The organism is Kutzneria viridogrisea DSM 43870, from assembly GCF_000525635.1.
Classification (GTDB): domain Bacteria; phylum Actinomycetota; class Actinomycetes; order Mycobacteriales; family Pseudonocardiaceae; genus Kutzneria; species Kutzneria viridogrisea.
On sequence record NZ_CP007155.1, the window covers coordinates 8,252,388 to 8,275,118 of the forward strand.

At 69.7% G+C, this 22,731-nt stretch carries 23 protein-coding genes; 5 read left to right on the forward strand and 18 right to left on the reverse strand.

Annotated features, from left to right (window positions below; translation table 11 throughout):
* Window positions 1-22: 22 nt before the first annotated feature.
* Genes KALB_RS35770 through KALB_RS35785 form a run of 4 tightly spaced genes read right to left on the reverse strand, consistent with a single transcriptional unit; the run spans window position 23 to window position 3,996 of the window.
* Window positions 23-829, reverse strand: coding sequence for an ABC transporter permease (locus tag KALB_RS35770; RefSeq protein ID WP_025360481.1), 807 nt, complete (start codon window positions 827-829; stop codon window positions 23-25).
* Window positions 826-1,683: an ABC transporter permease gene (locus KALB_RS35775; RefSeq protein ID WP_025360482.1), complete on the reverse strand. Its 858-nt coding sequence runs from the start codon at window positions 1,681-1,683 to the stop codon at window positions 826-828. The genes KALB_RS35770 and KALB_RS35775 overlap by 4 nt, the downstream gene beginning before the upstream one ends.
* Window positions 1,680-2,831 (reverse strand): polyamine ABC transporter substrate-binding protein, encoded by a 1,152-nt coding sequence (locus tag KALB_RS35780; RefSeq protein ID WP_025360483.1) that lies wholly within the window; start codon window positions 2,829-2,831, stop codon window positions 1,680-1,682. The genes KALB_RS35775 and KALB_RS35780 overlap by 4 nt, the downstream gene beginning before the upstream one ends.
* 1 nt (window position 2,832) lies before the next feature.
* Entirely contained in the window at window positions 2,833-3,996 is a 1,164-nt protein-coding gene (locus tag KALB_RS35785; RefSeq protein WP_025360484.1) for an ABC transporter ATP-binding protein, read from the reverse strand.
* A gap of 209 nt (window positions 3,997-4,205) precedes the next feature.
* Between KALB_RS35785 and KALB_RS35790 the strand changes: the two genes are divergently transcribed.
* The gene (locus tag KALB_RS35790) at window positions 4,206-4,469 is read left to right on the forward strand and encodes a DUF2631 domain-containing protein (RefSeq protein ID WP_025360485.1); all 264 of its coding nucleotides are present in this window, start codon (window positions 4,206-4,208) and stop codon (window positions 4,467-4,469) included.
* A gap of 237 nt (window positions 4,470-4,706) precedes the next feature.
* The gene (locus KALB_RS35795) at window positions 4,707-5,195 is read left to right on the forward strand and encodes a beta-class carbonic anhydrase (RefSeq protein ID WP_025360486.1); all 489 of its coding nucleotides are present in this window, start codon (window positions 4,707-4,709) and stop codon (window positions 5,193-5,195) included.
* Between the two features lie 58 nt (window positions 5,196-5,253).
* On the opposite strand, the gene KALB_RS35800 is transcribed toward KALB_RS35795, so the two are convergent.
* From KALB_RS35800 to rlmN, 3 genes are all read right to left on the reverse strand, one after another.
* Entirely contained in the window at window positions 5,254-8,382 is a 3,129-nt protein-coding gene (locus tag KALB_RS35800) for a TIM-barrel domain-containing protein (protein ID WP_025360487.1), read from the reverse strand.
* 134 nt (window positions 8,383-8,516) lie between these two features.
* The gene (locus KALB_RS35805) at window positions 8,517-8,873 is read right to left on the reverse strand and encodes an ArsC/Spx/MgsR family protein (RefSeq protein ID WP_025360488.1); all 357 of its coding nucleotides are present in this window, start codon (window positions 8,871-8,873) and stop codon (window positions 8,517-8,519) included.
* 4 nt (window positions 8,874-8,877) lie between these two features.
* The gene (rlmN, locus tag KALB_RS35810; protein ID WP_025360489.1) at window positions 8,878-9,984 is read right to left on the reverse strand and encodes a dual-specificity RNA methyltransferase RlmN; all 1,107 of its coding nucleotides are present in this window, start codon (window positions 9,982-9,984) and stop codon (window positions 8,878-8,880) included.
* A 125-nt stretch (window positions 9,985-10,109) separates the two neighbouring features.
* Between rlmN and KALB_RS35815 the strand changes: the two genes are divergently transcribed.
* On the forward strand, window positions 10,110-10,793 hold the full coding sequence (locus KALB_RS35815; RefSeq protein ID WP_081789692.1) for a PadR family transcriptional regulator: 684 nt from the start codon (window positions 10,110-10,112) through the stop codon (window positions 10,791-10,793).
* Window positions 10,794-10,832: 39 nt separating this feature from the next.
* Here KALB_RS35815 and KALB_RS35820 read toward each other — a convergent pair whose 3' ends face one another.
* Window positions 10,833-11,588, reverse strand: a complete 756-nt coding sequence (locus KALB_RS35820) for a class I SAM-dependent methyltransferase (protein ID WP_042221154.1) — start codon at window positions 11,586-11,588, stop codon at window positions 10,833-10,835.
* Window positions 11,589-11,691: 103 nt separating this feature from the next.
* Between KALB_RS35820 and KALB_RS35825 the strand changes: the two genes are divergently transcribed.
* On the forward strand, window positions 11,692-12,483 hold the full coding sequence (locus tag KALB_RS35825; RefSeq protein WP_025360492.1) for a VOC family protein: 792 nt from the start codon (window positions 11,692-11,694) through the stop codon (window positions 12,481-12,483).
* Here the strand turns inward: KALB_RS35825 and KALB_RS35830 are convergent, their stop codons facing one another.
* From KALB_RS35830 to rpsB, 5 genes are all read right to left on the reverse strand, one after another.
* Window positions 12,484-13,380 (reverse strand): phosphatidate cytidylyltransferase, encoded by an 897-nt coding sequence (locus KALB_RS35830; protein ID WP_025360493.1) that lies wholly within the window; start codon window positions 13,378-13,380, stop codon window positions 12,484-12,486.
* Between the two features lie 30 nt (window positions 13,381-13,410).
* Window positions 13,411-13,968 (reverse strand): ribosome recycling factor, encoded by a 558-nt coding sequence (gene frr / locus KALB_RS35835; protein WP_025360494.1) that lies wholly within the window; start codon window positions 13,966-13,968, stop codon window positions 13,411-13,413.
* Window positions 13,969-14,083: 115 nt separating this feature from the next.
* Window positions 14,084-14,839 (reverse strand): UMP kinase, encoded by a 756-nt coding sequence (gene pyrH, locus KALB_RS35840; RefSeq protein ID WP_030107757.1) that lies wholly within the window; start codon window positions 14,837-14,839, stop codon window positions 14,084-14,086.
* A 102-nt stretch (window positions 14,840-14,941) separates the two neighbouring features.
* Window positions 14,942-15,751, reverse strand: coding sequence for a translation elongation factor Ts (tsf, locus tag KALB_RS35845; protein ID WP_025360496.1), 810 nt, complete (start codon window positions 15,749-15,751; stop codon window positions 14,942-14,944).
* 133 nt (window positions 15,752-15,884) lie between these two features.
* Entirely contained in the window at window positions 15,885-16,718 is an 834-nt protein-coding gene (rpsB, locus tag KALB_RS35850) for a 30S ribosomal protein S2 (protein ID WP_025360497.1), read from the reverse strand.
* Window positions 16,719-17,073: 355 nt separating this feature from the next.
* On the opposite strand from rpsB, the gene KALB_RS35855 reads away from it, so the two are divergent.
* Entirely contained in the window at window positions 17,074-17,571 is a 498-nt protein-coding gene (locus KALB_RS35855; protein WP_025360498.1) for a M23 family metallopeptidase, read from the forward strand.
* Window positions 17,572-17,625: 54 nt separating this feature from the next.
* Here the strand turns inward: KALB_RS35855 and KALB_RS35860 are convergent, their stop codons facing one another.
* Genes KALB_RS35860 through KALB_RS35880 form a run of 5 tightly spaced genes read right to left on the reverse strand, consistent with a single transcriptional unit; the run spans window position 17,626 to window position 22,640 of the window.
* Entirely contained in the window at window positions 17,626-18,612 is a 987-nt protein-coding gene (locus KALB_RS35860; protein WP_025360499.1) for a FliA/WhiG family RNA polymerase sigma factor, read from the reverse strand.
* Window positions 18,587-19,576 (reverse strand): tyrosine recombinase XerC, encoded by a 990-nt coding sequence (locus KALB_RS35865; protein ID WP_025360500.1) that lies wholly within the window; start codon window positions 19,574-19,576, stop codon window positions 18,587-18,589. The genes KALB_RS35860 and KALB_RS35865 overlap by 26 nt, the downstream gene beginning before the upstream one ends.
* Before the next feature lie 33 nt (window positions 19,577-19,609).
* A complete protein-coding gene (gene dprA, locus KALB_RS35870) occupies window positions 19,610-20,770 on the reverse strand; it encodes a DNA-processing protein DprA (protein ID WP_025360501.1) in 1,161 nt (386 codons plus the stop codon).
* Window positions 20,767-22,281 carry a YifB family Mg chelatase-like AAA ATPase gene (locus KALB_RS35875; protein WP_025360502.1) on the reverse strand — a complete coding sequence of 505 codons (1,515 nt, stop codon included), beginning with the start codon at window positions 22,279-22,281 and terminating at the stop codon, window positions 20,767-20,769. The genes dprA and KALB_RS35875 overlap by 4 nt, the downstream gene beginning before the upstream one ends.
* Entirely contained in the window at window positions 22,278-22,640 is a 363-nt protein-coding gene (locus KALB_RS35880; protein WP_025360503.1) for a YraN family protein, read from the reverse strand. The genes KALB_RS35875 and KALB_RS35880 overlap by 4 nt, the downstream gene beginning before the upstream one ends.
* Window positions 22,641-22,731: the final 91 nt, after the last annotated feature.

Here is a 22,731-nt window from a genome sequence, read left to right on the forward strand (position 1 = left end):
GAAAGTCGGGAACTCACACGGTTCACACCAGGTCGACGGAGCGTCCTGACCTGCGCGCCCGCCAACTGGCCGCGACCACACCGACCACCAGGAGCAGCGCACTGGCAGCCACCAGACAGGTGGACAGCGCCACGATCTCCGGCGACACCCCGCGCTTGCTGGCCTGGCCGTAGACGAACACCGGCAAGGTGGTCGAACCGACGCCGGTCAGGTAGCTGGAGATGACCACGTCGTCGAAGGACAGCAGGAACGCGAAGGCCAGCCCGGCGACCACCGCGGGCGAGACCAGCGGCAGGGTCACCGTGCGGAAGGCGGTGAACGCACCGGCACCGAGATCGGCGGCGGCCTCCTCCAGCCTGCTGTCCATCCCGGCGAGCCGGGCGCGCACCACGACCACGACGAAGCTCAGCGAGAAGGCCACGTGTGCCGCGAGCAGCGCGCCGAAGCCGAGCGGGATGCCCACGAGTTTCACGCAGAACGCCAGCATGCTCACGCCCATCACGACCTCGGGCACCACCAGCGGCAGGCTCAGCAGCACTGTCCACGCCGAACGCCCGGGGAACGCACGGCGCAGGCCGAACGCCGCCAAGGTGCCGATCAGCGCGCTGACCACGGCGCTGGCCGCGGCGAGTCGCAGCGTGAGCTCCAGCGCCCCACCGACCTGGTCGTCGGCGGCCAGTTCGGCGTACCACCGGGTGGAGAACCCGGTGATCCGGCTCAGCGAGCGCGAGTCGTTGAACGAGGCGACCGCCAGCCAGGCGATCGGGGCGTACAGGAAGGCGAAGACCAGCGCGGTCACCACGCCGAGTCCCCACGGCCGACGCTTCACAGCACGTCCTCCCCACGGCGCCCGCGCAGCACCACCACGACGATCACCAGCACCAGCAGCACCACGGCCATGGCCGAGCCCAGCGGCCAGTTGTTGCCACCGCGGAACTGGTCGTCGATGACGCTGCCGAAGGTGGACTGGTCCACCCCGCCGAGCAGCTTGGGCGTCACGAAGTCACCGGCCGAGGGCACCAGCACCAGCAGTGAGCCCGCCAGCACCCCGGGCGCGATGCCGGGCAGCACCACGCGGCGCAGCGTGGACACCGGGCCGTGCCCCAGGTCGTAGGACGCCTCCACCAGGCGGTGGTCGAAGCGCTCGCAGGCCACGTAGAGCGGCAGGATCATGAACGGCAGGAAGCCGTAGGTCAGGCCGAGCACCACTGCGCCGTCGGTCAGCAGGAACCCGCCCTCACGGCCGAGCCCGATCCCCCCGAGCAGCTTGTTCACCAGGCCGTCGTCGTCCAGCAGGGTCTTCCAGGCGTAGATCCGCGCGAGGTAGCTGGACCAGAACGGCACCATGACCGCGGCGAGCAGGGCGTTGCGGTAGCGCCCGCCGTGCCGTGCGATGAACCAGGCCAGCGGCAGGCCGAGCACCAGACACGCCAGCGTAGTGCATATCGCATACGATATTGTCCGCACGAAGATCGGCAGGAAGTCCGGGTTGAGCGCGGTGAGGTAGGCCTGCGCGGTCCACGGCAGCACCACCTTGTCCAGCCCGGTGTCGCGGGTGGCGAAGCTGTACTCCACCACCAGGGCCACCGGCGCCAGGAAGAACAGTCCCAGCCAGGCTGCCGTCGGGGTGAGCAGCCCGGTGGCGACCAGCCACCTCGGCGCCCGTCGACGAGGACCGCTCACCCGGTCTTCACCTTGGTCCAGGCGTCGGCGTAGCGGGCCTCGACCTCCGGGCCCAGGTCCTTGGTGAACGGCAGCTTGGCCAGCACCGGGGCGGGCGGGTACACCAGCGGGTCGTCCAGCAGCGCCTTGTCGATCATGGGCTTGGCCGCGGCGTTGGGGCTGCCGTAGCGGACCGCGTTGGACAGCTTGGCGCCGACCTCGGGCTGCAGGATGTAGTCGATGAACCTGTGCGCGTTGGCGGCGTGCGGCGCGTCCTTGGGCACGACCAGCAGGTCCACGTAGGTCATGCCCCCCTCAGAAGGTATACAATATGCAATGTCCGCGCTGGACTGTCGCGCCTGGAACGCGTCCCCGGAGTACGCCTGGGCCAGCGGCACCTGCCCAGAGGTCAGCGGCTCGATCACGTCCGAGGTGATCTGACCGATCTTCTTCTTCAACGCGACCAGGTACGCGGCAGCGTCGCTGATCTGCTTGGCGTCGGTGGTGTTCGGGTCGTGCCCCAGCGCGATCAGGCCCAGGCCCAGCGCGTCGCGGGCCTCGTCCAGGATCGTGCTGCGACCGCGCGCCGCGGCCAGGTCGAACGCGGAGAAGCCGGTGACCGAGTCCCCCAGCTGCTTGCGCGAGTAGGCCAGCCCGGTGGTGCCCCAGGCCCACGGCACCGAGTACTTGTTGCCCGGGTCGTAGTCCCCGTTGGCGAAGCGCGGGTCCAGGTTGCGCAGGTTCGGGATCAGCTCGTGGTCCAGCGGCTGCACCAGACCGGCCTTGGTGAACTTGCGCAGGAAGTTGTCGCTGGGCACCACCAGGTCGTAGCCGGCGGCGCCGGAGGAGACCTTGGCCGCCATCTCGTCGTTCGAGGAGAAGTTGTCGTAGGTGACCTTGATCCCGGTGGACTGCTCGAAACCCGGGATGGTGTCCGGGGCGATGTAGTCGGTCCAGTTGTAGAAGTTCAGCTTCTTCTCGTCGACCTTGTTGACGGCCTTCGCCGCCGCGCCGCCGCCCTGCCCCGAGGAGGCGGGCCCGATGCCGCAGGCCGAGAGGCTGCCCGCGGCCGCGGCGAAGAAGACCATCGAGCGCATCATGCTGCGCCGGGTCACCCGCGGGCTGTCGACGTCCCACAACCGGGCGATCCGCACCTCACGCCGTGCCACCTCAGAGCACCTCCTTCTCGAAGACAACCGTGAAAGCCGGGTCCCAGGCCATCCGCACGGCCTGACCGGGTGCGCCCGCGTCGTCCACGCGGACCGCGTTCTGCACGAAGGCGACGAGCGTGTCCCCTCCGGGCACGTCCACCACGTACTGGGTGGAGACGCCCGTGTAGACCACGTCGGCGACCGTGCCGTGCACCGAGCACCACCCGGTGGGCGGCTGCGTCGCCTCGTCGTAGAGGTGGATCTTCTCGGGGCGCACGGTCACCGAGACCGCCTCGCCGTGCCGCACGGCACGCCCCTCGGGCAGCGCCGCACGCAGCCGCTGGGCACCGGCGCCGTCCAGGTCGACCCAGCTGCCGTCCACACCGGACACGGTGGCGTCCAGGATGTTGGAGGTACCGATGAAACCCGCCACGAACCGGGTCGCCGGGCGCTCGTAGACCTCCTCGGGGTAGCCGAACTGCTCCACGCGTCCCGCATTCATCACCGCGATCCGGTGTGACAGGACCAGGGCCTCCTCCTGGTCGTGCGTGACGTAGAGGAAGGTCGTGCCGACCTCGCGCTGGATGCGCATCAGCTCGATCTGCATCTGCTTGCGCAGCTTCGCGTCCAGCGCGCCCAGCGGTTCGTCCAGCAGCAACAGCCGGGGCTGGGCCGCCAGCGCGCGGGCGATCGCCACGCGCTGCTGCTGGCCGCCGGAGAGCTGGGTGGGTCGGCGCTTGGCGAACTGCGAGAGCTGCACCAGTTCCAGGTGCTCGCCGACCCGCTTGCGCAGCTCGGCCCCGCGCACACGCTTGCGACGCAGCCCGTAGGCGACGTTGTCCCAGACCGTCATGTGCGGGAACAGGGCATAGGACTGGAACACCGTGTTGACGTCCCGCCGGTGCGGCGGCACACCCACCATGTCCACGCCGTCCAGCTCGATACGACCGCTGTCCGGGTCGGCGAACCCGGCGATCATCCTCAGCAGCGTGGTCTTGCCGCAGCCGGAAGGCCCGAGCACCGAGAAGAACTCCCCCTCGTGCACGTTCAGGTCGACCCCGGCCACCGCGACCTGGTCGGAGAAGCTCTTGGTGACCCCGTGCAGCCCGACCTCGACGGGTGCGTACAGGTCAGGGGTGTTCGCCTCAGCGGGGGTGAACCCCCTGGGCAGAGGTTCGGACAATCGGGGTTCCTCCGGGGCGGTGCGGCGCGGGCACGGCTCGGCCACCTGCGACGGGCGGGGGCGGTGGGTCAGGGTAGACGAGCGACTGCTCGCGGCGATAGCCGAAACACCTGGAGCGGTGCACGTCACGCCCGCCCTGGGCACCCGGGACCGGGACCGGTGTGCGACGATGATCCGAGCAGTTGCCCCCGCACGGACCAGGAGAAGTCGTGGCGTCGTCCTCGGAGTTGGAGAAGCGTCCGGCACACGGCGTCGACCCGCACGACGAGCCGTCCGCCGAGTGGGGCTGGCACGGCCAGTTCCCCAAGGCCACCCGGATCGCCGGGCTGCTGACCGCGTTGGCGCTGCTCGGCATGCTGATCGGCAACCACCGCGGCCACATCGAGGACATCTACCTCGTCGCGACCGCCGCGGTCATCGTGATCGCGCTGATCTGGGACCGGATCCGCAGCCGCACCTCCTGGCGGCGCTGACTCGCCCATCCGTTGGACTGCTCTTGCGCATGTGCGCATGGGTCAGTTCACTGTGGTCCATGGGCGTGACGTCGCTTGAGGCCTTCTGGCCGACCCGGCGCGTCCGCCTGTTCGACGAAGCCTGTCACTAGGCCACGCACACGCGCCTTTGGCGTGCGCGTGGCCTTCCCGCGTCCGAACCCACCCGGTTCGCGCGGTCTCCCGGGTGGGTCTCCCCTCCTCGAGAAGGAAACAGGCATGTCCGTCACCGATGAACTGCTGGCCAACAACGCCGCCTACGCCGAGAACTTCTCCGGCCCGCTGCCCCTGCCGCCCGCCAAGCACGTGGCCGTCGTGGCGTGCATGGACGCGCGGCTCAACGTCTACGGCATCCTCGGTCTGAACGAGGGCGAGGCGCACGTCATCCGCAACGCGGGCGGCGTGGTCACCGAGGACGAGATCCGCTCACTGGCGATCAGCCAGCGGCTGCTGGGTACCAAGGAGATCATCCTCATCCACCACACCGACTGCGGCATGCTCACCTTCACCGATGACCAGTTCAAGGCGGGGATCCAGGAGGAGGTCGGTATCAAGCCGACCTGGTCCGCCGAGGCGTTCAGCGACCTGGACGCCGATGTACGCCAGTCGATCGAGCGGATCAAGGCGAACCCGTTCGTGGTGCACAAGGACCAGATCCGCGGCTTCGTGTTCGACGTGGCCACCGGCAAGCTCAACGAGGTCGTCTGAGCTGTTGGAACGGTCCGGGTGCCGCGCCCCACGGTGTGCACGGCACCCGGACCGGGTCTTACTTCAGCGCGGCTGCGAACACGTGCATGCCGGCTGTGTCGGGCAGCGTGACCGCGGTGACCTGCTTGCCCGCGGTGAGCGGCACCTGGTTGGCGAACACCCGGTACTCCACGGTCGGATAGGCCGCGCCGGAGTGCGTGTTCTTGCCCAACGTGGTGGCCACCGTGGTCGCGCCGTACTTGGTGGGATCGGCGCAACACCAGTTCGGGAAGCCCAGGTCGGCCTGACTCGTACTGCCGTCCGCGTAGTGCACGAGGACCGTTCCCTTGCCCGCTGGCGCACCGGTGCCGACCAGCACGAGAGCTGAGCCGCCGCCGCTGAGCGCAATCGTTTGCCTGCTGGCGACCGCGTTGTCCGGTCGCCCTGCGGCCGAAGCGGGCCAGGTCAACGTGGCACCCAGTGCCACGAACTGCTTGCCCGGTACGAGACCCGCCTTGGCCAGCGCTTCCGCGCTGAAACTGCTGCCGCCTCCGTCCAGGTCACCGGCGTCCATGTGGGCGGCATCTGTCGTCCCAACGTTGCCGAACGCGGCCGCGAGGTTGGCGTACGGCAGCGTCACCTGTGCCGCAGCCGACGCGGTGAGCCCCCTGGCACGCGCCGAGTAGGTCACCGCGGCGTCCAGTTCGGCATTGCCCGGTGTGGCCCCGTTCGAGCTGAGCGAGAAGCTCACCTTGGTGGTCTGTCCGGGCATGAGCAGCCAGGGCGTCGCCGCCGAGGTGCGCGCGACCTGGAACCCCTGCGGGGCGTTCAACTGCACCGCGAGATCGCGCACGGGAATGCCGGTGTTGTTGGTGAAGCTCACCGTGGCAACGGCCGCGTTGCCCGGCGTGAGCATCTGCGGGGCGTCCACCGCCACGGACACGTTCTGGTCCTGCGGCAGCCAGCCGCCCACCGCACTGGTGCCGTCCAGCACGAGGTCGAGCTGCTTGTTCGCGGCCAGCGACGCGGTCTTCACGTGCACCACGCCACCTCGATCGGCGGCGTCGTACCACCAACCGGTCGCCGCGGCCTCGTACGCGGCCTTGCTCGTGTACCTGGTGAGTAGCGAGTCGCCAGCGCGCACCACGGCGGGGTTGGACCCGGTGTGCACGGTCAGCTCGTACCGGCGTTCGGTGGGCTTGCCGGCGTAGTCGCCCTTGCTCTGTCCGATGTGCACGGACACCGAACCGGGGCCGGACTTCGGTGCGTCCACGGTGAACGTCTGGGTTGCCTGCGCGCCGTTCTGGAACGCGCGCGTCACCCCGTCGTCCTCGGTGAGCGTGAAGCTGCCGTGGCGCTGCGGGTACACGTCCAGGTCCAGCACGCTCTTGTCCCTGGTCTGCCAGGACTTGGTGCCCTCAGCCCACATCGGCACCACAGCACCGCCACGTACGAACAGCGGCAGGGTGTCCAGCGGAGCCCGGTAGCCGTCCACTGTGGTCGGACCGGTGTAGGTGCGGCCGGTCCAGTAGTCGGTCCAGGTGCCCTCGGGCAGGTAGATGCCGTTGCGCACGGTGGTGTCGGAGTAGACCGGCGCGACGAGGAAGTCAGTACCCGAGAGGAATTCGTACTTCGCCTTGTCGCCCCACGTGTTCGGGTCGTTCGGGTACTCCAGCACCAGCGGGCGCACCTGGCCGACACCGGTCTGGTGGGCCTGCGCCGAGTAGCTGTAGGTGTAGGGCAGCAACCGCTCCTTGAGGTCCAGGTACTTGCGGTTGATCGAGGTGTACGGGTCCCCGTAGCGCCACGGCTGCTTGTCGCTGGACGCCCAGCCGTCCATGGTCATCGCGGCGGGCAGGAAGGTCTTCCACTGCAGGTCGCGCACGTAGGTCTGCGCGCTGCCGCCGAAGATCCCGTCGATGTCGCCGGTGTTGTAGGCGATACCGGACAGCGTGGACGCGGCGTAGGTCGGGATCTGCCACTTGATGTAGTCGTAGGAACCGGACTGGTCTCCGCTCCACAACACCGCACAGCGCTGTGCACCGGCCCAGCTCACCGGCTGCCAGACGAAACCGCGTGCGTCACTGTTCTTCTCGATGCCCTGGTGCGCGGTGTCGCAGGCGTCCAGCGCGTGCTGGTAGCCATCACCGACCCAGGCGACGTCCAGCTTGCGGACCCGGACCCCGGCCTTGACCTCGGCGTCCTGGTTCGGCAGACCGTTCTCGGTCCACAGCCCCAGCTGCATGCCGTCCTTGCGCAGACCGTCACCGACCTGCTGGAGGTTCTCGTAGCCGCAGCCATATCCGTCGTTGACCAACATCCAGCCGTTGGGCATGTTGTTGGCCACGTAGCCGTCAGCGACCTTCAGCGCGTCGGTGGTGTGCCGCTCACCCCTGTTGGCGTTGTGCAGGTAGCAGTCCGAGTCGCCGGTCTCCAGACCGTAGATCGGCGGCATGAACGGCTTGCCGACCAGGTCGGTGTAGCGCGACACGACGTCCTTCAGCCCGTCGCCCACCACGTAGACCGCGTCGAACCGGCGCTCCGACTCGGTGGTGCGCACCGGGTCGGTGAACGAGTAGTTGCCCGGCGCGAAGGTGTTGCGCAGCACGCCGTAGCCCGCGGTGGAGGCGTAGAACGGCTGCGAGTTGGGTGCGCCGCCGTCGTTCCAGTTGTCGTCGTTGAAGACCCGCACGGTCTGGTCGCGCAGGTTGAGCCGGCCGTTCTGCTCACCGGCACCGAAGAACTGCTCGGTGGCACCCCGTGCCAGGGTCTGCGTGGTGGCATCGGACGTCCAGGACAGCGGCTGGTTCTCCGCCCAGATGCGCTTGTTGTCGGCCCCGTCGTAGAGGGCGAAGGTGAGCGGGTGCTTGTACGCGCGCAGCGTCGCCTTCGCGATGGAGAAGGCCCAGTAGGCGCCCTTGTCCACCCGCTTCGGGGTGACCGGCGCACCGGGGTTGACGATGATCTTGTTGCCGGCGGGGTCCTCGAACTTGCCCTCGGGGGCGAGCCAGACCCGCACCGCCGAGGAGTTCGGGAAGCTGATCCTGACCTGCGCCGAGCCCGAGCTGAGCGTGGTCGTGGCGCCGTCAGTGCTGACGGAGCCGAGGTCGGTGAGGTGGCCGGGGGCGGCCGCATGCGCTGCTACCGGGTTCAGCCCGACTAAGCCGAGCGTGAGAACTCCGAGCAGGGACTGCGCAAGTCTGCTCATTTGATGCGCCCTTCGTGCATGAATGAACACGACGGCTCTGTATAACGCAGACTTCAAGCACCGGCCACCCCTCGTTCGTCGGGAGCCGTTCAGTGCATCGCATACGATCTGCACGTATACGATGTGCGATCCTGTTAGGGCAGTACGGTGCGCACCGACTCCGCGGACCGTCCCACGACCGTCCGGCCGTCATCGGCGGTGATGATCGGGCGCTGGATCAGCACCGGATTGGCCGCCAGCACCGCGACCCACCGAGCACGGTCGGCGGCAGTGCGCGACCAGGACTCCAGCCCGAGTTCCGCGGCGATCGGCTCGCCGAGGCGGGTGATGTCCCACGGCTGGAGTTCCAACCGGTCCAGCACCTCGTCGAGCTCCCGCACCGTGGGCGGATCCTCCAGGTAGCGCCGCACCGTGTAGCTGACGCCAGCCTCGTCCAACATGGACAGTGCGGACCCGCACTTGGAACACGCGGGGTTGACCCAGATCTCCATCGACTCAGCCCTCAGCTGCGAGCTGCCCGCAGGCAGCGGCGATCTCCTGGCCACGGGTGTCGCGCACGGTGCACGCCACGCCCTGCTCGTTGACCCGGCGCACGAACTCGCGCTCCACCGGCTTGGGACTGGCGTCCCACTTGCTGCCCGGGGTCGGGTTCAGCGGGATCACGTTGACGTGCGCGAACTGGCCCAGGTGCTTGCGCAGTAGCTTGCCAAGCAGGTCGGCTCGCCAAGGCTGGTCGTTCACGTCGCGGATCAGTGCGTACTCGATCGACACGCGCCGACCGGTCTTGTCGGCGTAACCACGCGCGGCGTCGAGCACCTCGGAGACCTTCCACCGGGTGTTGACCGGCACCAGGGTGTCGCGCAGTTCGTCGTCCGGGGTGTGCAGCGACACCGCGAGCCGGACCTGGAGGTTCTCCTCGGTCAGCTTGCGGATCGCGGGCACCAGGCCGACCGTGGACACGGTGACGGAGCGCTGGGAGATGCCCAGGCCGTCCGGTGACGGATCGCAGATGCGGTGCACCGCGGCGAGCACCCGCTTGTAGTTGGCGAGCGGTTCCCCCATGCCCATGAACACGATGTTGGACAGCCGCCCCGGCCCACCGGGCAACTCGCCGTCACGCATGGCGGCGGCCGCGGAGCGGACCTGGTCGACGATCTCCGCCGTGGACAGGTTGCGCTGCAACCCGCCCTGGCCGGTGGCGCAGAACGGGCAGGCCATGCCGCACCCAGCCTGACTGGAGATGCACAGCGTCGCCCGGTCCGGGTAGCGCATCAGCACACTCTCCAGCAGCGTGCCGTCGTGCGCGCGCCACAGGGTCTTGCGGGTTGTGCCCTCGTCGCACTCCAGCTGACGCACCGGCGTGAGCAGGTCCGGCAGCAGTTCACCGACGAGCCGGTCCCGCGCGGCGGCCGGGATGTCGGTCATCGCGCTCGGGTCGGCGGTCAGCCGGGCGAAGTAGTGGTTGGACAGCTGCTTCGCACGGAACGACTTCTCCCCCAGTTCGACGACGGCCTGCGCGCGCTCCTGCGCGGACAGGTCGGCGAGGTGCCGGGGCGGCATGCCGCGACGGGGGGCTTCGAACACCAGGGGGAGAGATTTCATAGCGCCGACCAGTGTCCCACACCAAACGCACTGTGACTCACGTCACTACATCGGCCGTTGTATCGCGATACATCAGCGATATATCGTTAGCTCGTACCGAACGAACAACCATGGAGGACAGACACATGCGTCACCACACTCATCACAGGCACGGGCACGCCAGGTTCGACCGCGCAGGCGGCTTCGAAGGCCAGTTCCCGCACCACGTTCCCCAACCGCCGGAGTTCCCGAGGCCGCAAATGCCCGGCATGCCCTTCGCCGCAGGCGGCCCATGGCCGGGTGCGCTCGGCGCGATGGCCGGGTTCGGCCGGGGCATGCGCGGCGGTCGTCGCGGCGGCATGCGGCGGCAGCGGCGCGGCAACGTCCGCGCGGCGGTGCTGGCCCTGCTGGCCGAGCGCCCGATGCACGGCTACGAGATGATCCAGGAACTCGCGGAGCGCACCGGCGGGTTGTGGAAGCCCAGCCCCGGCTCGGTCTACCCGACCCTGCAGTTGCTCGCCGACGAGGGCCTGATCACCGCGAGCGAGGACGGCGGCAAGCGCCTGTTCACGCTCACCGAACTGGGCACCGAGGAGGCGACCAAGCAGGCCGCCGCCAAGCCCTGGGAGGACATGGCGGGCGAGCCCGACCAGGACGCCCTCCAGCTGCACTCCGCGCTCACCCAGCTGTTCATGGCGGTGGACCAGATCACGCAGGCGGGCACCGAAGACCAGAAGGCCCGCGCGGTCGAGGCGGTCAACGAGGCCAAGCGCAAGATCTACGGCCTGCTCGCCGAGGACACCTCCGATGTCGACGACGAGGAGGAGTGACCCGAAGTGAGTGCTGCCCTTCCACGCGGAGGGCAGCACTCACGGCAGGATCAGGCCGGTTGGCTTGCGCCGCAGGTGCAGCCGGTAGGCGACTGGGAACTCCGTGCCGGAGGTCTGCGCGATGGCGCGATCAGCGACGGCTTGGGAGAACTCGATGCGCAGCACCGATTCCAGATCGGCCCGCTGCTGGAAGCGCCACACGGTGTCGACCGAGGTGCGGCTGAAGCCCTGATCGGCGAAGAACCGTTCCACGGCGGCAGGTTCGTAGCCGGGGACGTCAGCGCACAGCCAAGGCCCGTACGGCGGCCTCGCCCCGTCCAGGTCGATGATCGCCAGCGTGCCACCGGGCCGCAGCACGCGATCCGCCTCGACGAGTCCCGGCTCGCACCCGGGTCCGAAGAAGTAAGCAGTCCTCGCATGAACCAGGTCCACACTGGCATCGGGTAGTGGCAACCGCTGCGCCGGGCCTTCCAGGACGCGCACGTTCGAAGTGCCGCGGACCCGGACCTTGGCCCGGGCCACCAGCGGTGGGTGCGGTTCGACCCCGGTCACGCTCGCGGCATCGGATGCGAACACCGGCAGGTGAAATCCATCACCACAGCCGACGTCGAGTACGTCGAGCCCGGACCAATCGCACTTCGCGCGCAACACGCGCCACAACTCGCCAGTGCTGTCCTGCGCCCGGTTCTCCACCTCGTAGAGCTCGGGCCACTGCCAGATGTTCGGACTGGGAAGCACGTGCACACCGGTCAGTCTCGTCCTCACCCGAGCGGCCAACGCGGGCACCCACCCCATTCCCATTCGTCAAGACAACCACGTGGCCGCTTGTATTGGGGGTGATGGTGAGCGGACCATTGGTAACAGTGAGTAGGGCGCAGGTCACGGTGAGGAGACGCCCATGACTTTTACCCCAGGTCTCCTGCCAGGAAGTCCGTGCTGGGTCGACCTGACCAGTCCCGATCCGAATGCGAGCCGTGAGTTCTACGCGAACCTGTTCGGCTGGCACTACGAGGTGGACCGCAACGGGTACGGGGTCGCGCTGGCGGGCGCGAACCCGGTGGCCGGAATCGGTCCCGGACGCGAAGCGGCCTGGATGCTGCACCTTGCAATTCGCAACCCGTGGATCGCGGTGGAACGAGTCGGTCAGCACGGCGGGAAAGTGCTGCGCGGGCCGATCGGCGGGCAGCAGGTGGTGGCCGCCGACCCGAGCGGGGCGAGGATCGCGTTGAGCATCCCGTCACCGGGTCGGCGGTTCACCACGGGAATTCCGGGCTCATTCGAATGGGCCGATCTCAACACGCGCGACGGGCAGGTCGCCGACAAGTTCTTCCACGGCCTGTTCCACTACGAGCAGGGCCAGGTCGGCGACGGGGTGGAGTTGGACTACACGATCTGGTGGCAACACGGCACGGCAGTGCTCGGGCGGTACCGGATGGACTCGGACTTCCCAGCATCGACCCCGCCGCACTGGATGGTGTTCTTCCGCGTGCTCGACGAGTTGAGCACCGACCAGACCGCGGAGCGCGCCGTGCAGTGGGGCGGGGCGGTGACTGTGGACCCGTTCGACTCGGCGTACGGGCGGGTCGCGGTGCTGGAGGACCCGATGGGCGCGAGCTTCTCGGTGATCGCTCCCGCGCAGGACGACGAGGACGACTACGGCGCCGCCAACGACGACCCGTACGACGACTGATCAGCCGGCGACGGGCACGAACAGGCGCAGCAACAGCCAGGCGACCACGGCGGAGGGCAGCAGCGAGTCCATGCGGTCCATCAGGCCGCCATGCCCGGGCAGCAGGTTGCCCATGTCCTTGATGCCCAGGTCCCGCTTGATCAACGACTCGACCAGGTCACCGACCGTGGAGGTGATCACCAGCGCGCCGCCGAACAGCACGCCCTGCCACCACTGGCCGTGCAGCAGCAGGGTCACCGAGAGCGCGCCGCCGACCATGCCGGTGAGCATCGAACCGGCGAAGCCCTCCCAGGACTTCTTCGGGCTGATGACCGGGGCCATCGGGTGCTTGCCGAAGAGCACACCGGCCGCATAGCCGCCGGTGTCCGAGCAGACCACGCCGATCAGGAAGCACAGCACCCGGTACATGCCGTCCTCCGGCACGACCAGCATGGAGGCGAACGAGGCGAACAGCGGCACGTAGGCCGCCACGAAGATCGAACTGGTGACGTCGCGCACGTAGCCGGAGACGCCACCGCCGAACCGCCAGACCAGGCAGGCGAGGATGGTCACCACGAAGGCCGCCATCAGGCCGACCCGTTCGAAAGGCCAGGACAGCCACACCATGGCCTGGCCGCCAACGAGCACCGGGACCAGCGCGACCTGGATGCCCGCACCCCTGCGCAGCGCCCCGGTCAGCTCCACCGTGGACACCGCGACGGCGATGGCCACGATGGCGACGAACAGCTTCGGCACGGTGAGCAGGCAGGTCAGGATCACCGCGCCGAGAGCGACACCGACCGCGATGGCGGCCCAGAGGTTGCGCCCCGCCCGGGAGCTGGGCGGGGGTGCGGTGTCCGCACCCGGTCCGTCCGAAGAGGAACCGGGCGCGTCCTGCCGCCCGCCGGTGGTGGTCACGACTGTCGAACTTCCCTCGCAGGACGGGGCTCAGACCTCGAGCAACTCGGCTTCCTTGTGCTTGACCAGAGCCTCGACCTGGCCGACGTACTTGTCTGTCAGCGCCTGCAGCTCCTTCTCCGCGCGGGCCACGTCGTCCTCGCCTGCCTCGCCGTCCTTGGCGATGCGGTCGAGCTCGTCCTTGGCCTTGCGGCGGATGTTGCGCACCGAGACCTTGGCGTCCTCGCCCTTGCCCTTGGCCACCTTGACCATGTCGCGGCGGCGCTCCTCGGACAGCGCGGGGATCACCACTCGGATGATCGTGCCGTCGTTGCTCGGGTTCAGGCCCAGGTCCGACTCGCGGATGGCCTTCTCGATCTCCTTGAGCTGGCTGGTGTCGTACGGCTTGATGATCACCATCCGGGCCTCCGGAATGGTGATGCCCGCCAGCTGGTTGATCGGCGTCGGGGAGCCGTAGTAGTCGACATTGATGCCCTGGAACATGGTGGCGTTCGCCCGGCCAGTACGCACCGAGGCGAGGTGGTCCTTGGCCACCGACACCGCGGATTCCATCTTTTCCTCGGCGTCGAGGAGGGTCTCGTCGATCACGGCTGCTCCTTATCGATGCTTCGCTCGGGTGCGGATGTCCCGCACAAGCACGGCGCGAGCAGATCTGCTGCGTCCTGCCGGGCAGTGCTCCCTGAGGATGTCCACCATCCCAGTGTCAGGCCGACGGCCTGTCGTCAGGGGTGCTCACCACGGTGCCGATCTTCTCACCGCGCACCGCACGGGCGATGTTGCCCTCGGTCAGCAGGTTGAACACGATGATCGGCATGTTGTTGTCCATGCAGAGGCTGAACGCCGTCGAGTCGGCGACCTCGAGCCCGCGCTCCAGCACCTCGCGGTGGCTGATGTTGTCGAACATCGTGGCGTTGGGCTCACGGCGCGGGTCCGCGTCGTAGACCCCGTCCACGGCCTTGGCCATCAGCACCACGTCGCAGCCGATCTCCAGCGCGCGCTGCGCGGCCGCGGTGTCGGTGGAGAAGTAGGGCATGCCCACCCCGGCCGCGAAGATCACCACGCGGCCCTTCTCCAGGTGGCGCTCGGCGCGGCGCGGGATGTACGGCTCGGCGACCTGGCCCATCGTGATCGCGGACTGCACGCGGGTGTTGATGCCCTGCTTCTCCAGGAAGTCCTGGAGCGCGAGGCAGTTCATGACGGTGCCAAGCATGGCCATGTAGTCGGCGCGGTCGCGATCCATGCCGCGCTGGCTGAGCTCGGCGCCGCGGAAGTAGTTGCCGCCGCCGATGACCACCGCGATCTGGGCGCCCGAGCGGACCACGTCGGCGATCTGCCTGGCGACCGCGTGCACCACGTCGGGGTCCAGCCCGACCCTGCCGCCGCCGAACATCTCACCGCCGAGCTTGAGCAGCACCCTGCGGTACCCGACGCGGACGGCTTTGTCCTCAACCACCGACATGTGTGAACCTCCTCGTCACGAACCGATCCGAACGTGCGAAAGCGGGGTCGCCCGCCGTGCGGGTTGTCCGCACCGGCGACCCCGCCCACACCAGGATCAGCCTCAGCCGACCTCGAACCGGACGAAACGGGTGACGGTGACACCGGCCGCTTCGAGCAGGGCCTTGACGGTCTTCTTGGAGTCCTGCACGGAGGCCTGCTCCAGCAGCACGACGTCCTTGAAGAAGCCGTTGACCCGGCCCTCGACGATCTTGGGCAGGGCGGCCTCGGGCTTGCCCTCGGTGCGCGCGGTCTCCTCGGCGATGCGGCGCTCGTTGGCCACCAGGTCGGCGGGCACGTCCTCGCGGGTCAGGTAGCTCGCCTTGAGCGCGGCGACCTGCATGCCCACGGCGCGGGCGGCGTCGGCGTCGTCGCCGGTGTACTCGACCAGCACGCCCACGGCCGGCGGCAGGTCGGCGGAGCGGCGGTGCAGGTAGACGTTGGTCTGACCGTCGAAGGCGGCGATCTTGGCCAGCTCCAGCTTCTCACCGATCTTGGCGGAGAGGGCCTGCACGGCGTCGGCCACGGTGCCGTCGGTCAACTTGGCCGCGGCCAGCGCCTCGACGTCGGTGGCGCCGGACTCCTTGGCGGCGACAACGATCTTGTTGGCCAGCTCCTGGAACTCCTCGTTCTTGGCCACGAAGTCGGTCTCGCACTGGAGCTCGATCATGACGCCACCATCCGCGGCGACCAGGCCGTTGGCAGTGGCGCGGTCGGCACGCTTGCCGACGTCCTTGGCGCCCTTGATGCGCAGGATCTCGACGGCCTTGTCGAAGTCGCCGTCGGACTCGTCCAGGGCCTTCTTGCAGTCCATCATGCCGGAGCCGGTGAGCTCGCGGAGCCTCTTGACGTCGGCGGTGGTGTAGTTCGCCATCGTGCCTTTTCCGTTTCCTTCGGATCGATGCTCGACCCAGTGAGCAGGTCTACGTCAGTACTCGCGGGGTAGTACTCGGCCGCGTTCCGCGTCCGGCACCGTCAGTCGGCGCCGGACGCGGAACGCGGGCGGATCACGCCTGGGTCGGCTCGGCCGAGCCACCCTCGGTGGCGGCAGGCGCGGCGGCGGCGCCGACCAGCAGCTCCTGCTCCCACTCGGCCAGCGGCTCCTCGGCGGCGACGGCCTTGTCCTCGGCGGCGCCGTCCTTGCCGCGGGCGCCGGAGCGGGCGATCAGACCGGCGGCGGCGGCCTCGGCCACGACCTTGGTCAGCAGCGCGGCGGAGCGGATGGCGTCGTCGTTGCCCGGGATCGGGTAGTCGACCTCGTCCGGGTCGCAGTTGGTGTCCAGGATGGCCACGACCGGGATGTTCAGCTTGCGAGCCTCGCCGACGGCGATGTGCTCCTTCTTGGTGTCCACGATCCACACGGCACTGGGCACCTTGGACATGTCGCGAATACCGCCGAGGGTCTTCTCGAGCTTGTCCTTCTCACGGGTGAGCATCAGGATCTCCTTCTTGGTGAGACCCTGGAAGCCACCGGTCTGCTCCATCGACTCCAGCTCCTTGAGGCGCTGGAGGCGCTTGTGCACGGTGGTGAAGTTGGTGAGCATGCCGCCCAGCCAGCGCTGGTTGACGAAGGGCATCCCGACGCGAAGCGCCTCCTGGGCGATCGCCTCCTGAGCCTGCTTCTTGGTGCCCACGAACAGGATGGAACCGCCGTGCGCGACGGTCTCCCGCACGAACTCGTAGGCCCTGTCGATGTAGGTCAGGGTCTGCTGCAGGTCGATGATGTAGATGCCGTTGCGCTCGGTGAAGATGAAGCGCTTCATCTTCGGGTTCCAGCGCCGGGTCTGGTGCCCGAAGTGCACGCCGCTGTCGAGCAGCTGCTTCATGGTGACGACGGCCATGGCCGGTTGCACCTCTTGGTGTCGTGCGCGCCGGGGTGGCGCGCGGTTTCGGTTGACGCACGAGTCGGGTGACCCGATGCCCTGGTGCCCAGCCACCGCCCGAACTCGCCGGCACCGACCGAGTGAACGGGTCGGGCCTGGTGAGACCGCCAGGCGGCGTCCCTCCGAGGAGGGGTCTGCTGTGGCACGCGAAGTCGCCCCGCGAACACACGGGCCGCGGGTCAAGTGTACGCCCGACCCCCGGCAATTCCCGAATCGGGACCCCACCGGCCCCCAGTTGTCCACAGGCGGCCAGTTGTCCACATGTCGATCACTGCCCATGGCCCCGCCGACTCCATCCGGCGAGGCTGGGGTCGTGACTCGTCTCCTCGCCCTGCTGGCCGTCCTCCTGGCACTGGCCCCGCACCTGGCAACACCCCTCGCCAGTGCGGCGGCCCCGGCCCGGTTCGGCTGGCCGTTGGCGGCCCCGCACCCGGTGCTGCGCCGGTTCGAACCGCCCCGAGGCCCGTTCGGCCCCGGCCACCGCGGTGTGGACCTGGGCGGCACCGAGGACGAGGCCGTACTGGCAGCCGGGGACGGGGTGGTGCTCTACGCGGGGCTGGTCGCCGACCGGCCGGTGGTGTCGATCGTGCACCTCGGTGGGCTGCGCACCACGTACGAACCGGTGAGTCCGCTGGTCAACGCGGGTGAACGGGTCGGCAGGGGCCAACTGGTGGGCCGATTACGGCCTGGGCACGGGGGCTGTGCCACGGCTTGCCTGCACTGGGGTGTGCGGCGCGGCGAGGAGTACCTCGACCCACTGCGCCTGGTGGCGACCGGTGGCGTGCGACTGCTGCCCTGGCAGGACCGCTGAGCCTCGGCGACGGAGAGCGGCAGGGCGCCGCCGCGGCACTGGGTGCCGGTCAGCTCAGAGTTCGGACTGCTCGGCCAGCTTCGTGCGCAGCCGCAGCACGGCCCGGGTGTGCAGCTGGCAGACGCGGGACTCGGTGACCCCGAGGACCTTGCCGATCTCGGCCAGGGTGAGGTTCTCGAAGTAGTACAGGGTCACCACGATGCGGTCCCGCTCCGCGAGCTGGGCGATCGCGTCGGCGAGCTGGCGGCGGCTGTCCTGGTCGACCAGGCTGGCGACCGGGTCCTCGGCGTAGTCGTCGGGCAGCGTCTCGGCCAACGAGGCGGTGCCCCGGCCAGCGGCGATCAGCTCGTCCAGCGCGACCACACTGGTCAGCTGGAGCTGCGCGTACAGGTCGCGCAGTTCGCCGAGCCCGATGGACAGCTCGGAGGCCAGTTCGGTGTCGGTCGGGGTGCGCTGCAGGCGTGCGCCCAGCCGCTCGAGGGCCCGCTCCACGTCGCGCGCTCTGCTCCGCACCGACCTCGGCACCCAGTCCTGGGAACGCAGGTCGTCCAGGATGGCGCCACGGATGCGCTGCATCGCGTAGGTCTCGAACTTCAGACCGCGCTCGGGCTCGAACTTCTCGATGGCGTCAACCAGCCCGAAGATGCCGGACTGGATCAGGTCCGCGACGTCGACGTGCGCGGGCAGGCCGGTACCCACCCGACCGGCCACGTACTTGACCAGCGGGGCGTAGTGCAGCACGAGCCGGTCGCGCACCGCGTGGTCACGGCTCTGCCCGTAGCCACGCCACAGCGCGACGATGCCGGCTTCGACGTCGTCGGCCGTGCGCTGATCACCTGGGAGGACCCCGTTGGGCTGGCCCACGCCGTACGCACCGTTGACCGGTGCCGCGGTGGGGCCTGCACCGTTGCCCGCGTCCTGGGTGGCGGCCCGGTCGCCGTCGACACGCGCGGCACGCGTCTCCGGAGAGGGCACAGCGGGCACGGTCGCCGTACGGGAACCTCCCCCGGCAGCATCAGGAACGGGGGTGGGTTCGGTCATGGATCGCCTTAAGCCGTTCGACGGTGACGTGTGTGTAGAGCTGCGTGGTGGCGAGCGTAGCGTGACCGAGCAGCTCTTGGACGGTCCGCAGATCCGCTCCTCCTTCGAGTAGGTGGGTGGCGGCGGAATGCCTTAGTCCGTGCGGTCCCATGTCTACTGCTCCAGGCACCGCACCAACAGCCTCGTGCACCACCCGCCGAGCGGTGCGCTGATCAAGTCGGCCGCCGCGTGCGCCGAGCAGCACCGCTTCCGGGGAACCGGGCCTGACCAGCGCAGACCGGCCTTCGTCGAGCCAGCGGGACAGGGCCTTCTCGGCCGGTACGCCGAAGGGAACAGTGCGCTGCCTGCCCCCTTTTCCGAGCACACGAATCACTCGGGCGGAGTAGTCGATGTCCGGTAGGTCGAGCGCACACAACTCCGACACGCGAATCCCTGTCGCGTACAACAACTCCACCAGCGCCTGATCACGCAGAGCGATCGGATCGCCCTCGGCGGCCCCCGACTCCGCGGCGCGCATCAGCGTGTCGGCCTGGTCCTGGCGGAGCACCCCGGGCAGCACGCGGTGTGGGCGGGGCGCCATCAGCATGGGCCCCGGGTCGGCGGGCAGGTAGCCGCGCCGGGTGGCCCACGCGGTGAAAGTCCTGGCGGCCGCAGCCCTGCGCGCCAGCGTGGTCCGGCTCGCACCGGCGGTCCGCAACTGGGCGAGCCACGAGCGCAGCGCCGTGAGGTCCAGTGCCGTCAGCTCCACCTGGAGCGGCTGGTCATCGTCCTCGGCCACGGGCTCGGCCATGTGTGCGAGCAGGGACAATACGTCCGACAGGTAGGCGCGGACGGTGTGCGCCGACAGGTCACGCTCAAGGCTGAGGTGACGCTCGTACTCGGCGAGCGCGGCGGTGACCGGGGCGGGCAGCCGCTCCCTGAGCCGGAGCAGTTCCCGCCCGCGCGGTCTTCCGGGCGGCGGCATAGGGACACACGGTGCGCCCCTCCCGGTTCATGGTCAAGCTCCGCCACACCGCGAGCTGGAGCTTGTGCCCATTCGTCCCAGTGCCGCGCACCACCCCGTGTCCTTGCGGACCGCGAGCCCGGCCAGTTCGAGCTGGGGCAATGCGGCGCGGACCCGGTCCAGGGGCACTCCCGACTCGACGGAGACCTGGTCGGGGCTCAGCCCAAGCCCCGTGTTCAGCGCCTCGTGCACCCTCAGCACGACAGGGTCCAGGCCGTCGGTGGGTCGCTGCGGTCCCGGCTCACGTGGGGCCAGGTCCGTGCCAATGCGGCCGATCGCCTCCACGACCTCGTCCACCGAGCAGACCGGCGCGGCCACCCCGCTGCGGAGCAGGTCGTGGCACCCGACGGACATCGCCGAGGTGATCGGCCCGGGCACGGCCATCACCGGCTTGCCGAGGGAGTGCGCAGTGGACGCCGTGTTGCGCGCGCCGCTGCGCCGACCGGCCTCCACCACCACGGTGCCCGCGCCGAGGGCCGCGATCAGCCGGTTGCGGACCAGGAACCGGTGCCGGGCCGGGGGCGTTCCCGGCGGGTACTCGCTGACCACCGCGCCGTGTTCGGCGATCCGTTGCAGCAGGTCCGTGTGGCGCACCGGGTAACCCACGTCCACACCGCACCCGAGCACGGCCAAGGTGGTCCACCCAGCTGCGAGCGCCCCGCGGTGCGCGGCACCGTCCACCCCGTACGCGGCGCCGGACACGACAGCCACCTGCCGCTCCGCCAGACCGAAGCCGAACTCGTTGGCGACGTGGTCCCCATAGCCGGTGGCCGCTCGCGCCCCGACCACGGCCACCGCTCGGTCGACGAGTTCGTTCAGCGGCATGGATCCCTTGAACCACAAGGCAATCGGCTCCACCATGCCGGGTACTCCGCGAGTGCGGGCGGCCCGCAGCGACAGCAGTTGCCAGCCGGGCCAGTCGGGGTCCTCCGGGGTCAGCAGCCGTGCTCCCCGGGCATCCGCGCGGGCCAGGTCCTGCTCCGCGAGGTCGAGGTGGCACCGGGCAGCGGTCTCCTCGGCAACGGCGCCGCGCCGGACCAGCTCCGCGGCCCGGACCGGCCCCTCCTCGTTGATCAGGGCGACCAGGGACGGTGCGGGTGGTTCGGCAACTCGCAGCAGGTAGGCGCGTGCCAGGCGAACCGGGTCGGTCTTCATGCGGCCCTCCGGTCGCGGAATTCGAGGGCGGCGGCGACGTGCTCGGCAGTCGGCCGGTCGTCGCCGTCGAGATCGGCGAGGGTCCAGGCGACCCGCAGGCAACGGTCCGCGCCGCGGGCGCTGAGGATGCCGGTGGACAGGCCGCGGTCGAGCACCGCTGTCACCTTGCGCGGTAGCCGGAAGTCCCTGCGCAGCACCGGACCTGGCGCTTCGGCGTTGGTACGCCAGCCCCGCTCGGACCAGCGCTCGGCGGCACGGCCACGGGCCGCGGCCACGCGCTGGCTGACCACGTCCGTGCTCTCCGGCGGGGTCGCGTCGGCGGCGGACATGGCGGTGATCGGGCGCATCCTGGCGCGCAGGTCGATGCGGTCCAGCAGTGGACCGGACAGCCTGCCGAAGTAGCGCCGCCGTTCCACGGGTGAGCAGGTGCAGTCCACGTCCCTGGGTGGTGCGCAGGGACACGGGTTGGTGGCCAGGACGAGTTGGAACCGGGCCGGGTAGCGGGCCACGCCGTCCCGACGGGCGAGCCGGATCTCCCCCTCCTCGATGGCGGTCCGCAGGGCTTCGAGGTGGTGGGCGCGATACTCACAAGCCTCGTCGAGGAACAGCACGCCGCGGTGTGCCTTGCTGATGGCGCCTGGCCGGGCAGTGCCGGACCCGCCGCCGACCAGCGCCGCCACGGAAGCGGAGTGGTGTGGGGCGACGAACGGCGGCACGGTGACCAGTGGGGCCTCCGGGGCGAGCAGGCCCGCGATGGAGTGGATGGCGGTGACCTCCAGCGCCTCCCGAGTGGACAGTGCGGGCAGCAGGCCGACCAGCCGCTCGGCGAGCATCGTCTTGCCGGTGCCCGGCGGGCCGACCAGCAGGAGGTGGTGGCCACCGGCGGCGGCGACCTCCAGCGCCCACCGGGCCTCCGGCTGTCCGATCACGTCGGCGAGGTCGGGCACGTCAGGGGACGGGACGGCACTGGCTGGTTCGGGGTCCACCAGTGCCGTCTCGTCTCCCCTCAACCAGGCCAGCACGTCGGCCAGCCTGCCGGCGCCTCGGGACCGCATGCCGTCCACGAGCGCCGCTTCGGGCAGGGCCTCGATCGGGACCACTGCCCTGGTGAGCCCGGCCCTGCGTGCGGCGAGCAGGCCGGGCAGCACGCCGCGCACCGGCCGCAGCCGGCCGTCCAGCGCGAGTTCACCGATCAACACGGTGCCGCCGAGCTCGGCCTGCGGCACCTCACCTGCCCCGGCGAGCACGGCGCAGGCCAGGCTCAGGTCGTAACCGGAACCGCCCTTGGGCAGGTCGGCGGGCGACATGGCCAGGGTGACCTGCTGGTCGGGCCAGGTGACCCCGCTGTTGCGCACGGCGGCACGCACCCGGTCCTTGGCCTCCAGCAGGGCCGCGTCGGGCAGGCCGACCAGCTGCACTTTGGGCTTGCCGGTGCCGACGTCGGCCTCCACCTCCACCGCCATGCCATCCACACCGGACAGGGCGACCGCCCAGGACCTGGCCAGCATCAGAACGCACCCCGCAGGTGCTCGAGCCTGGCCGGGCCATGCCCCGGCCAGCGGACGGAGATGACGTCGTACCGGGTCTCGCACCAGCCGACCTTGTGCTCGCACAGCCACAGGTTGGTCAGTCGCCGGATCCTGGCCTGTTTGGCCGGGGTCACCGCCTCCGGTGGCGAGCCGTGCGAATCGCTGGAGCGGGTCTTGACCTCGCACACCACCAGGCGGGTGCCGTCGGTGGCAACGATGTCCAGCTCACCGTCACGACAGCGCCAGTTGCGGGAGAGCAGGACCAGGCCCTGGCCCTCCAGGAACATCGCGGCCAGGTCCTCGCCCAGCCTGCCCAGTTCTGCCGTTGCGCACTGGCTCACTGCGGACTCCCCTCCCTCGGTGGCGCACGTCGCTGTGCATCCACCGTGCGACGGGCGGGGCTGGGCGGGAAGCCCGGGATCGGGAACTGTG